This window comes from Xenorhabdus griffiniae (assembly GCF_037265215.1).
GTDB classification, from domain to species: domain Bacteria; phylum Pseudomonadota; class Gammaproteobacteria; order Enterobacterales; family Enterobacteriaceae; genus Xenorhabdus; species Xenorhabdus griffiniae.
This window is the reverse complement of record NZ_CP147737.1, coordinates 2,407,524-2,420,301: the sequence shown is the minus strand read 5'-3', so window position 1 is coordinate 2,420,301 and position 12,778 is coordinate 2,407,524. Positions and strand designations below refer to the sequence as shown.

Annotated in this window: 9 protein-coding genes; 5 read left to right on the top strand and 4 right to left on the bottom strand. The window is 39.8% G+C overall.

What is annotated here, in order from left to right; genetic code table 11:
- Positions 1 to 97: 97 nt before the first annotated feature.
- Complete coding sequence (gene purU / locus WDV75_RS10460) at positions 98 to 946, bottom strand: formyltetrahydrofolate deformylase (protein ID WP_189758951.1); 849 nt, start codon at positions 944 to 946, stop codon at positions 98 to 100.
- Positions 947 to 1,013: 67 nt separating this feature from the next.
- A complete protein-coding gene (locus WDV75_RS10455; protein WP_273557581.1) occupies positions 1,014 to 1,475 on the bottom strand; it encodes a YchJ family protein in 462 nt (153 codons plus the stop codon).
- 281 nt (positions 1,476 to 1,756) lie between these two features.
- Here WDV75_RS10455 and galU point away from each other — a divergent pair, with 281 nt between their 5' ends.
- Genes galU through WDV75_RS10440 form a run of 3 tightly spaced genes read left to right on the top strand, consistent with a single transcriptional unit; the run spans position 1,757 to position 5,064 of the window.
- Positions 1,757 to 2,674 carry a UTP--glucose-1-phosphate uridylyltransferase GalU gene (gene galU / locus WDV75_RS10450; RefSeq protein ID WP_273557582.1) on the top strand — a complete coding sequence of 306 codons (918 nt, stop codon included), beginning with the start codon at positions 1,757 to 1,759 and terminating at the stop codon, positions 2,672 to 2,674.
- 24 nt (positions 2,675 to 2,698) lie between these two features.
- Entirely contained in the window at positions 2,699 to 4,042 is a 1,344-nt protein-coding gene (locus tag WDV75_RS10445) for a UDP-glucose dehydrogenase family protein (protein ID WP_273557583.1), read from the top strand.
- 8 nt (positions 4,043 to 4,050) lie between these two features.
- Positions 4,051 to 5,064, top strand: coding sequence for an NAD-dependent epimerase (locus tag WDV75_RS10440; protein ID WP_273557584.1), 1,014 nt, complete (start codon positions 4,051 to 4,053; stop codon positions 5,062 to 5,064).
- 234 nt (positions 5,065 to 5,298) lie between these two features.
- Here the strand turns inward: WDV75_RS10440 and WDV75_RS10435 are convergent, their stop codons facing one another.
- A complete protein-coding gene (locus WDV75_RS10435; RefSeq protein ID WP_189758955.1) occupies positions 5,299 to 5,700 on the bottom strand; it encodes an H-NS family nucleoid-associated regulatory protein in 402 nt (133 codons plus the stop codon).
- A 643-nt stretch (positions 5,701 to 6,343) separates the two neighbouring features.
- Here WDV75_RS10435 and WDV75_RS10430 point away from each other — a divergent pair.
- A complete protein-coding gene (locus WDV75_RS10430) occupies positions 6,344 to 6,940 on the top strand; it encodes a thymidine kinase (protein ID WP_273557585.1) in 597 nt (198 codons plus the stop codon).
- 391 nt (positions 6,941 to 7,331) lie between these two features.
- Here WDV75_RS10430 and adhE read toward each other — a convergent pair whose 3' ends face one another.
- Positions 7,332 to 9,995 (bottom strand): bifunctional acetaldehyde-CoA/alcohol dehydrogenase, encoded by a 2,664-nt coding sequence (gene adhE, locus WDV75_RS10425; protein ID WP_273557586.1) that lies wholly within the window; start codon positions 9,993 to 9,995, stop codon positions 7,332 to 7,334.
- A 1,120-nt stretch (positions 9,996 to 11,115) separates the two neighbouring features.
- On the opposite strand from adhE, the gene WDV75_RS10420 reads away from it, so the two are divergent.
- The gene (locus WDV75_RS10420; protein ID WP_273557587.1) at positions 11,116 to 12,756 is read left to right on the top strand and encodes an ABC transporter substrate-binding protein; all 1,641 of its coding nucleotides are present in this window, start codon (positions 11,116 to 11,118) and stop codon (positions 12,754 to 12,756) included.
- The last annotated feature ends 22 nt before the right edge of the window (positions 12,757 to 12,778 follow it).

Below are 12,778 nucleotides of genomic sequence, written 5' to 3'. Positions count from 1 at the left end.
TATTACCGACAGAAAGTTCCTGTATTGCAGGTTGTATTGTGCCCAAATAGCTATAGGCACAATACCTTATTGTTTATTAAAAAAATAACATGGTTGATTAAAGAATAACGGTACGGTTACCATAGACAAAAACCCGCTGGGAAAATACCCAGTATAATGCTTGGCTCAATACATTCTTTTCAACATCACGTCCAGCACGCATCATCTCCTCAGCGGTATAGGTATGATCCACATTTATTACATCTTGGGTGATAATCGGCCCTTCATCCAAATTGTCATTTACATAATGAGCTGTCGCACCAATAATTTTCACACCACGCTCATAAGCTTGATGATAAGGGCGAGCACCGATAAAGGCGGGCAAGAATGAATGGTGAATGTTGATTATTTGATTTGGGTAACGCTGAACAAATGCAGGTGTTAAGACTCGCATATACTTGGCAAGCACAACATAATCTGGCTTATATTGATCAATTTGGGCTATCAATGCTTCGTCATGTTGTTCACGGGTTAGGCCCTCATGACTGATGTAATGGAATGGGATATCAAACTGCTCAACCAATTTTTGCAAAGTAGTATGATTACCGATGACAGCAGCAATTTCGACATCCAGTCCGCCATAGACGCTTTTAACTAAAATGTCACCAATGCAATGCGCTTCTTTTGTCACCATGATAACGATACGACGTCGGCCTGCTGTATTTAATTCACGGTTTGAACCCGCTGGTAGAGCATCATCCAAATCGGCCAGAAGCGTTTCGTCATTAAAAATGCCCTCCAGCTCGGTACGCATAAAAAATCGGCCAGTACGATGATCAACAAACTCATTATTTTGAACGATGTTTAATTGATGTTTGTAACAAATGTTTGTGATTTTTGCGATCAATCCTTTGGAATCAGGACAAATCGTACGCAAGATTTTTTTCTGTATGTTTGCGTTTTGCATGGATTACGAAAACCTCAAATATTCTTCACTGTGTGTGAGTTGTGATGTTTGATATTTAGATGCGGATTTAACCACAGCATTTCTTATATTTTTTGCCTGAACCACATGGACAAGGGCTATTTCGGCCTATTTCAGGTCGAATACCATCTATATAAAACCAACGTTGATCAATGCGCAAAAAACGTGAGCGCTCATGAATCAATTGCTTATCTTGCTTTCCTTGTTCAATAAAGCAAGCTGAAAATTCAACATAAGCTTCGTTATTATGTTTCCCCTGATGAGTTGCGAGGACATTTAATCCCAGCCATTGTACACCGGCAAAACTTTGTTCTATTTCTGTACGCCAATTTTCAGCCTGGCAATCTGGGTGCCAGGTAGCGATAAGGTAGTCTGCATTTTGTGTAACGTAAGCACTGTATCTGGAACGCATCAGGGATTCAGCATTTGGGGCAGGGTGACGGTTTTCAAGATAGGGGCTACAGCAAAGGTCGAAAGATGAGCCACTGCCACAGGGACACATTTTTGTCAAAGTAACTCCAGTTATTTAAAGTAGTTGCAGATTATCGTTAATTGTAAGGTAAATTAGTCTTTGTTGAATAGGATTAAATGCACAATCCGGCATCTAATCATTGAAATGTGATTAAAAGTTAGCGCACTGTATATCTGGCCGAATTAACTGGTGTATACTCGTGCGCGTTATTTTTTGCGAGTGCAATTTTCTTCACACATACGATTTTTTTTGAGAGTTAATGCTATTGTTTAAACTGTAAAGGAGTTTTCAGTGAAAACATAGCAGTAGGAGACGATGTAATGTCAGTAATAAATAAAAAAGTCAAAAAAGCGGTTATACCTGTTGCTGGTTTGGGAACCCGGATGTTGCCAGCCACCAAAGCCATCCCGAAAGAAATGCTCCCCTTGGTAGATAAACCACTTATTCAGTATGTGGTCAATGAATGTATCAAAGCAGGTATTAATGAGATCATTTTGGTCACACATTCATCCAAAAACTCGATAGAAAACCATTTTGATACCAGCTTTGAGCTAGAAGCGATTCTTGAGAAAAGAGTTAAGCGCCAGTTATTGGACGAGGTACAATCTATCTGTCCAAATCATGTAACAATCATGCAAACTCGGCAGGGTATTGCAAAAGGATTGGGACATGCCGTGTTATGTGCTAAACCACTTATTGGTGATGAGCCGTTCGCTGTTGTTCTGCCTGATGTTATTTTGGATGAGTACAGTACTGACCTATCAAAATATAATTTGAGCGAAATGTTATCACGCTTCAACAGCACGGGTGTAAGCCAAATTCTCGTTGAACCTGTCCCTGTAGAAAGTGTTGCCGATTATGGCATTGTTGATTGTCTGGGGGAAAATTTACAGCCTGGGGATAGCAAACCTATCGTCCGTGTTGTTGAAAAGCCAAAACCAGAGGAAGCGCCATCGAATCTTTCCATTGTTGGTCGTTATGTATTATCTGAAAAAATCTGGCCATTATTGGCTAAAACTGCGCCAGGGGCAGGAGATGAAATACAACTGACCGATGCCATTGCCATGCTGATGGAAAAAGAGCCTGTTGAGGCTTATCACTTACAAGGCCGTAGTCATGATTGTGGTAATAAGTTGGGTTATATGCAGGCATTTGTTGAATATGGCATGAAACATAAAGAATTGGGCAAGTCATTCACGGATTGGATCATGGCCTTGCAAAATCAGTTTGAAAAATAATCTACTAGTACTTTAAGGTGTGATATGAAAGTTACTGTATTTGGTATTGGCTACGTAGGCTTAGTGCAAGCAACCGTATTTGCTGAAGTGGGGCATGATGTTCTTTGTGTCGATGTTGATGCAAAAAAAGTCGAGAACCTGAAAAATGGTCAAATTCCTATTTTTGAGCCGGGTTTAACGCCCTTGGTAAAGAAAAATCATGCTGAAGGACGGCTGAATTTTACAACGGATGCCAAAGCCGGTATTGCTCATGGCAAATTACAGTTTATAGCAGTAGGCACACCTCCTGATGAAGATGGCTCTGCTGATCTTAAGTATGTAACTGCGGTAGCCAGAACTATTGCGGAAAATATGGATGGTTACAAAGTTGTTGTTGACAAGTCAACGGTGCCAGTCGGTACGGCTGATAAAGTCAGGGCAGTGATGCAAGCAACATTGGCAGAGCGTAATTTGGAACTTCCATTTGATGTCGTTTCCAATCCTGAGTTTTTGAAAGAAGGCGCCGCTGTTGCTGATTGTATGCGGCCTGAACGCATTATTATTGGTTGTGATAATGATGATGTGGTTGATGTCATGCGCGAGTTGTACGAGCCATTTAATCGTAATCATGATCGTATGATAGTCATGGATATCCGCAGCGCTGAATTGACTAAATATGCAGCTAACTGCATGTTGGCGACAAAAATAAGTTTTATGAATGAAATTGCTAACTTGGCTGAAATGCTGGGGGCTGACATTGAACATGTGCGCCAGGGAATTGGTTCCGATTCACGTATTGGATATCACTTTATTTACCCTGGGTGTGGATATGGGGGTTCATGTTTCCCTAAAGATGTTCAAGCACTGATCCGGACTTCTGAACAAATTGGATACACGCCCAAAATTCTTCAGGCAGTGGAGCAGGTTAACGAAAAACAGAAAAGTAAATTGCCTGCTTTTGTAAGACACCATTTTGGTGATGATTTATCGGACAGGACATTCGCCATTTGGGGGCTGTCATTTAAACCTAATACAGATGACATGCGTGAAGCATCGAGCCGTGTTTTGATGGAAACATTGTGGAAATGTGGTGCTAAAATTCAGGCGTATGATCCTGAAGCTATGCAGGAAGCTCAGCGTATTTATGGGCAGCGTGATGATCTCGCTTTAATGGGTACAAAAGAAGCAGCATTAAAAGGTGCTGATGCTTTGATTATCTGTACGGAATGGCAAAACTTCAGAGCACCTGATTTTGATATGATTAAAGATTCATTAAAAACGCCGGTGATTTTTGATGGGCGCAATCTTTATGATCCCGAACGCCTGCAATCGCGTGGTTTTACTTATTATGGTATTGGCCGCGGTGCCTCAATCAAACCCGTCATTTGAGTTAATTTATGAAATTCTTAGTTACAGGCTCTGCTGGTTTTATCGGTTTTCATGTTAGTCAGCGGTTATTGAATATGGGGCATGAGGTTGTTGGTATTGATAACCTCAACGATTATTATGATGTTAATTTGAAACAGGCGAGATTAAATTTATTACTCCCGTATTCAAATTTCAGATTTGAACAATTAGACCTGGCGGATAGAGTTGCAATACCTGAATTGTTCGCGAAACATCAATTCCAGCGAGTGATCCATTTAGGGGCTCAGCCGGGTGTGCGTTATTCAATACAAAACCCTATGGCATATATCGATGCCAATATCGTCGGTCATATCAATATACTTGAAGGTTGCCGCCATCATTCTGTAGAGCATCTATTATATGCATCTTCCAGTTCAGTATATGGCTTAAATAAAAAGCAACCTTTTTCTACTGATGATTCAGTCGACCATCCGGTATCTTTATATGCAGCAACAAAAAAAGCTGATGAGTTAATGTCTCACAGCTATTCACATCTTTATCAACTCCCCACTACAGGATTAAGATTTTTTACTGTATATGGACCGTGGGGGCGTCCTGACATGGCTTTATTTAAATTCACGAAAGCTATGTTAGAAGGTAAGCCGATTGATGTTTATAATCATGGCAATATGGTAAGAGATTTTACATATATTGATGACATTGTTGAATCTATCATCAGATTGCAAAATATCATTCCTACTTCCAATAAAGAATGGTCAGTCGAAGATGGTCAAACATCTGCCAGTTCTGCGCCGTATCGTGTTTACAATATTGGTAATGGACAACCGACAAAACTGGGTGATTTTATTGAAGCCATTGAAACCTCATTAGGGGTTGAGGCGAAGAAAAACTTCATGGAAATTCAAGATGGCGATGTATTGTCAACGTGTGCAGATTCAAGTGCACTTTACGACAAGATTGGCTTTTCACCTAACACGCCGGTAAAGGAAGGCGTGAAACGCTTTACTGATTGGTATTTAGACTTTTATCAAAGACTGTTATAGTAGAAATAGGAAAAGGAGCGTTCAGCTCCTTTTTTATAAATTTATGTTAATAAAAAACTAAGTTAGTGTTAAGTTATTTTTTATCACATCGAGAATATGAAAGCGATTTAGCTATTAATATAACTCTCTGTGTTTCTACATCAGCCCGTAATTAACCTGGTTAGTTTATATTAAGCATAAAACAAAAATACCCTATCAAGGGTATTTTTGTTGTCAGGTTGACAAAGCAACTGATTAGATCAGGAAATCTTCCAGTGATTTACCTTCTTCTTCAATTGCTTTTTTGATCACAGCTGGTGTACGGCCTTGGCCAGTCCAGGTTTTAGTTTCACCGCCATCAACGTATGAATATTTTGCTGGACGAGCAGCACGTTTAGATTTACCAGTAGATTTACCACTTAATGCATCCACTAAATCGCTTAATTCAATACCGTCTTTTTCCAGCATTTCACGGTATTCTTGAAGCTTACGTGTACGCTCTTCTAATTGTACACGAACCTGGTTTTCTTCATCGCGACGTTCTTCAACAACAGTCGTAAGTTTTTCCAGCATTTCTTCTAAAGTACTAAGTTCACATTCTCTTGCTTGTGCGCGCAAGGTACGGATGTTATTTAAGGATTTTAAATTTTCGCTCATTGTCCTGGTCTCAAATTATAATGATGATAGCTGATGTAGAGATAATAATAGAATGCTATTTTATTTTCTGCAATAGTGAATTTACTTTCTCAGGCTAAAACATGTCATTTTAAAATGCAATTTTTGAAGTAATCGATATATTGCGTTTTAATCCTGCTATTGGGTTTACCATTTTTCAATAAGAATGAAGGGGATTACTGTAAAGTTCAGTAAGGAATAAAATCTAGGGTATAAAACTAATTTATAGTCAATCCGTAAGAAACATTAACTGTTTTGCTGGAAATAAGCTGAAGAGTAAGTGTGAGATGAAAGTTTTTTATGGGTAATCCATTAGTTATGATCATGGTGGGTGAGTTGAACAAAAGTAAACCAATATGATTATTAATATTCAAAGGGTGAGAGTAAAAATAACTATTTTCTTTTTATGTTAATTTTGTGCATTTGGCATGCAATAAGTACTTGTGGTGCTGATTTTATATGCGCAAATGTGATGATTATCATGAAAATAATCTTTCCTTATTCATTCTAATTTGTTTCTGCTGCTCCACATTTGACAATAACAAGGATAATCTTAACCAGAGTTTGTGGTAAACTGGTGCTGTTATATCGCCTGATTAAATTTGACAAGAGGACGAACCGGCCAATGGCCCAGCTTTATTTCTATTATTCTGCCATGAACGCAGGGAAATCAACTTCCTTATTGCAGTCTTCCTATAACTATAACGAAAGGGGAATGAGAACGCTGATCTTTACAGCAGAAATCGATACTCGTTTCGGTAAAGGAAAGGTCAGTTCCCGTATTGGATTATCCGCTGAAGCGTTGCTGTTTTCGCCAAAAACAAATATTGCTGAGCTTATCAGAAAAGAAAATAGGGCAGAAAAAGTCCATTGTGTTTTGATTGATGAATGCCAATTCCTAACGAAAGAGCATGTTGAGCAACTTTGTGAAATTGTAGATTATGATGATATTCCCGTTCTTTGCTATGGCTTAAGGACAGATTTTCAAGGTGAGTTATTCAGCGGCAGTGAATATCTCCTCGCGTGGTCAGATAAATTGGTAGAGTTGAAAACCATTTGTCATTGTGGGAGAAAAGCCAGCCGTGTACTTCGTTTTGGTAGCGATGGCAACGTTGTTTACGACGGTGCTCAGGTTGATATTGGTGGTAACGAAAAATACGTCTCTGTGTGTCGTAGGCATTATACTGACGTTATTCGTGAAGCTATGGCCAAAAAAGTTTAATACGCTGCCAGTTGTAATCGATAAATCGCAAACGATAATATGCCAATCTCACTTCAAGATGCGTATGATTTCTCCCCGCGAAGCGGGGGAGAAAAGATTATTCACGGGAAGTTATTGGCGGTTTTCGATTTCTCCCTGCGAAGCGGGGAGGAAATCAGGTTTCATATCGGGTTGTAAATGGCAACTTGAAGTTTAATGCGTATAGGTTAAATAGCGTCTCAAAATGATAGGCGTATTCCTTACCCCGCGCGGAGCGCGGGGTAAGGAACGCCAACATCTGATACTCTCAGTATTATAAAAACCTATTTAAAAAAGGCGGGAAAATAAAATAATAAAAAGGCGCTGGGTTGCCCTAACGCCTTTTAAGTTACATCCATCAGCCTATCATTTATTATTCTTTCTTATTATTTTTTCTATTTGATTTTGCTGCCTCCTGTGGTTTGCCTTCTTCGGTGAATTTACGGCCATAAAAAGAATCTAGCAGCAGTTGTTTCAACTCAGAAATTAATGGGTAGCGCGGATTTGCACCGGTGCATTGGTCATCAAATGCGTCTTCGGCAAGCTTGTCGATTTTTGCCAGGAAGTCAGCTTCTTGCACACCTATTTCACGAATTGAAGCTGGAATGTCTAGCTGAGACTTCATTTCTTCCAGCCAAGTCAATAGTTTTTCAATCTTGGCGGCAGTACGATCGCCCGATGAGGTTAGCCCCAAATGATCTGCAATTTCTGCATAGCGACGTCGTGCTTGAGGGCGGTCATATTGGCTGAAGGCAGTTTGTTTTGTCGGGTTGTCATTGGCGTTGTAGCGGATTACGTTACAAATTAACAGTGCATTAGCTAAGCCATGTGGGATATGAAACTCAGAACCAAGTTTATGGGCCATAGAATGACATACCCCCAAGAATGCATTAGCAAAGGCAATACCTGCTATCGTAGCAGCATTATGGACACGTTCGCGGGCAACGGGGTTTTTTGCACCTTCGTGGTAACTAACCGGCAGGTAATCTTTTAGCAGCTTTAATGCTTGCAGTGCTTGCCCGTCAGAGTATTCATTGGCTAAAACAGAAACGTAGGCTTCCAATGCGTGGGTTACTGCATCCAGGCCACCAAAGGCACATAGCGATTTTGGCATATCCATGACCAGGTTTGCGTCAACAATCGCCATATCGGGGGTGAGTGCATAGTCTGCCAAAGGATATTTCTGGCCGGTTACGTCATCGGTAACAACCGCGAAAGGCGTGACTTCGGAACCCGTGCCTGAAGTGGTGGTAATGGCGACCAATTTAGCTTTTACACCCATTTTCGGGAACTTATAGATACGTTTACGGATATCCATAAAGCGCAGAGCCAGTTCTTCAAAATGTGTTTCTGGATGCTCATACATTACCCACATAATTTTAGCTGCATCCATCGGGGAACCGCCGCCAAGAGCAATGATAACGTCCGGTTTAAACAGATGCATTTGTTCAGCACCTTTGCGAACGATGCTTAATGTTGGATCTGCTTCGACTTCAAAGAATACTTCCGTTTCAACGCCATAAGATTTCAAGACATTAATAACCTGATCGGCATAACCGTTATTGAATAAGAAACGGTCTGTCACAATAAAAGCGCGTTTAGCCCCATCGGTAGCGACCTCTTCCAAGGCAATGGGCAGAGAACCACGTCGGAAATAGATTGATTTTGGAAGTTTGTGCCACAACATATTTTCGGCTCTTTTAGCGACGGTTTTTGTATTGATCAGGTGTTTTGGCCCAACATTTTCAGAAATCGAGTTGCCTCCCCAAGAACCACAACCCAGCGTCAGAGAAGGGGACAGCTTAAAGTTGTATAAGTCTCCAATACCACCTTGAGATGCTGGCGTGTTGATCAAAATACGTGCGGTCTTCATTTTGTCGCCAAAGTATTTAATACGCTCTGCCTGATTATCTTGTTCGGTATAGAGGCATGACGTATGTCCAATACCTCCCATCTCAACCAATTTCTCGGCTTTTTCGACCGCATCTTCAAAGTTTTTACCACGGTACATGGCAAGCAATGGTGATAGTTTTTCATGAGCAAAGGGCTCTGCTTCATCTACCAGAGTAACTTCACCAATAAGAATTTTGGTACTTTCAGGAACATTAATACCAGCCAATTCAGCAATTTTTATGGCTGGTTGACCAACAATCGCTGCATTTAAGCTACCGTTTTTCAAGATAACATCTTGAATGGCCTTTAGCTCTTTTCCCTGAAGAAGATACCCACCGTGAGTTGAAAAACGTTCACGAACTTGCTCGTAAACAGAATCAACGACGATAACAGATTGTTCTGAAGCACAAATCACACCGTTATCAAACGTTTTAGACATTAGGATAGATGCAACGGCACGTTTGATATCAGCTGATTCATCGATCACGACAGGGGTATTGCCGGCACCGACACCGATAGCGGGTTTGCCTGAACTATAGGCTGCTTTTACCATACCTGGACCACCTGTTGCCAAAATCAGGTTAATATCAGGGTGGTGCATTAAGGCATTTGAGAGTTTAACGGAAGGTTCATCTATCCAGCCAATGATGTCTTTTGGTGCACCTGCTTCAACTGCGGCTTTTAAGACAATTTCTGCTGCTCGGTTGGTCGCTTTCTTGGCACGTGGATGAGGGGAAAAAATAATACCATTACGAGTCTTCAGGCTGATAAGTGCCTTGAAAATAGCAGTAGATGTAGGGTTTGTTGTTGGAATAATGGCGCAAATCAGGCCAATAGGTTCAGCGATCGTAATCGTACCGAAAGTATTATCTTCAGATAAGATCCCGCAAGTTTTATCATCTTTATAGGCGTTATAAATATACTCTGAAGCGAAGTGGTTTTTGATCACTTTATCTTCCACAATTCCCATGCCTGATTCAGATACGGCTAATTTTGCCAGTGGAATACGGGCATCAGCAGCGGCAAGGGCGGCAGCCCGAAAAATTCGGTCAACTTGTTCCTGAGAAAAATGGGCAAATTCATGTTGGGCTTGTTTTACGCGAGCAACTAATTCATTGAGTTCTGCGACGTGAGTGACAGCCATAAAAATTACTCCTGACAGATGTTAAATTTTTTAGGGCAATTAGCTGCGAGATTATTAATTTATTAAATAATATTATGAGATTAATCGTTTAGGTTTAATCGTGAATATAGCTAATTGCCTTAAAAAATTGCTTAACAAAATTATTAATATAGGAACAGTTTCTTTCCTTGAAATTCTGCGTTGAATACAGCTTACCATCTACAGGCATTTGTATTGTGATTTAGATCATGAAAACATTAAGCTGACTCAATTCAGCTATTGTTTCAGGAGGAAATGGACATTAGGTTGTTATTTAACCATTTAAATGTAATTGATTAACTTTGCAGTAGGTTGGTATTAACGTAACTACTCGAATTGTGGGGTTATTATTAATATGTTTGGTATAAGGGCATAGCCTTATTTCCTGGGTTACTACGATATAAGTAGTTTTTCATAATACTGAGAGTATCAAATGTTGGCGTTCCTTACCCCGCGCTTCGCGGGGAGAAATCACACGCATCTTGAAGTGAGATTGGTATAGCAAAGATAACTTATGTATTTGTTTAAATTATTAATGTAATAAATTGAAATTTTATACTTAAATGGAGTGTGAATTAATCAAAAATTAACTAATAAATAACCAATTAAAGTGTAATTGGTCGATAACATCATTTCTGAGCTATTTTCTTGAAACATTGTTCATATTTTATTCCTTTTTAATCTGTGATTTTCTTAAAATAATACTGTAATTTTCTACACTGTTTTGCATTTCATAAATCTATCTAATTGGTGGCTTGCATCGTTGTTTTGTGATGAAGATGGACTTTTACTCTGTGGTGATTGCATTTTGTTAAAATAATGTTTATTTTCTCTTTTGATCATATTCCACGAATATCGCATGGAGATAACAGAATAAAACCTATTATTATCATCATGTTACATTAGTTATGTAAATGTATTGTATACAAGGGTAACGAATGATCTTAATGTTTTAATAAATTCATTATAAAAAACAAATAACAATTATTATGTGGACATCGTTTTTTAGTAGGTTAATTACCCTTTGTTAACGAGATAAGTAAATTATTGGAGTTAGTAGATTAAAAACGATTCATTTACTGTTTATAACTTGGAGTAAAATATGAGAAAAAAAACATCAAAGTTAGGTCAGTTGGTTTCGAGTATCGTTTTATTATCTTTTTTCGCAGCACAGAGCATTGCTGCTACTGTTCCAGCAGGCGTTACCCTGGCTGAAAAACAAGAAATAACCGTTAACAATGGCGTCGAAGTCACTTCATTGGACCCTCATAAAGTTGAAGGTACTCCAGAAACCATCATTATCCGCAATCTGTTGGAGGGGCTGGTAACGACAGGGCCACATGGTGAAACTGTGCCTGGCGTAGCAGAAAGATGGGAAAATGACGGTTATAAGGTATGGACCTTCTATTTGCGTCATGACGCCAAATGGAGTGATGGTAAGCCCGTGACTGCGCAGGATTTTGTCTATAGTTGGCGCCGGATCGCTGATCCCAATACTGGCTCACCTTATACCAGTTATTTGCAATATGCCTATATTCAAAACGTTGACGATATTCTGAAAGGAATCAAATCACCGGAACAATTGGGAGTTAAGGCGTTAGATGATCACCGTTTCCAGGTAACACTCAGCCAGCCAGTTCCTTATCTGATTGACATGTTAAGCCATACCGCGATGAAACCTATAAGGCAAGATGTGGTTGAAAAATGGGGGAATAAATGGACATCACCGGAAAACTATATTGGCAATGGTGCTTATACATTGAAGGATTGGGTGGTCAATGAGCGAATTGTTTTAATGCGTAATCCTCAGTATTGGAACAATAAAGAAACCCTCATTGAAAAAGGCACTTTCCTGCCTATTGTCTCTGAAGTTAGTAGTGTTAACCGCTACCGTAGCGGGGAAGTGGATGTTACTGATAATGCTATTCCTCCTGATCTATACCAAAAAATGAAACGGGATATCCCCGAACAATTGCAAATTTCACCTTATTTGTGCACGTTTTATTACGAAATCAATAATCAGAACCCTCTGTTTAAAGATAAACGGGTGCGTGAAGCCATAAAACTGAGCCTTGATCGCGATATTATTACGGAAAAAATTATGGCGCAGGGGCAAATTCCGGCTTATGGATATACTCCCACATATATTGGCGGCGGTTTGACTATTAATCCAGAATGGGCAAGTTGGACCCAGGAACAGCGCAATCAGCGGGCAAAGGAATTGTTGAAAGAGGCAGGTTTTGATGCCAGTCACCCCCTTAAGTTTACTTTGTTATACAACACATCAGAGCAAAATAAACAACAAGCCATCGCTGCGGCTTCTATGTGGCAGAAAAATATTGGCGCAAAAGTCACCTTGCAAAATCAAGAGTGGAAAACTTCTCTCCAGAACCGCCACCAAGGAAATTACGATGTCGCAAGAGCGACATGGTGTGGCGATTATAACGAACCCTCTTCTTTCTTGAATATGTGGCTGTCAACTAGCAGTAACAATACTGGTTTTTACCAAAGTGAGACTTTTGATAACTTGCTTAAGCAGGCCCTGACTGCCAAAGATGATGCGACACGTAAGGCATTTTATCAGCAAGCCGAAGCTCAGCTAGATAAAGATTCAGGGTTGATACCGGTTTATTACCGCGTCAGTGTGCGCCTTATTCGGCCGACTGTTGGGGGAATGACAGGGAAAGATCCCATGGATTATGTCGATCTAAAGAATTTGTATATTAAAAAGGTGAATAATTAATTATCGTCACAAGATATTGTTT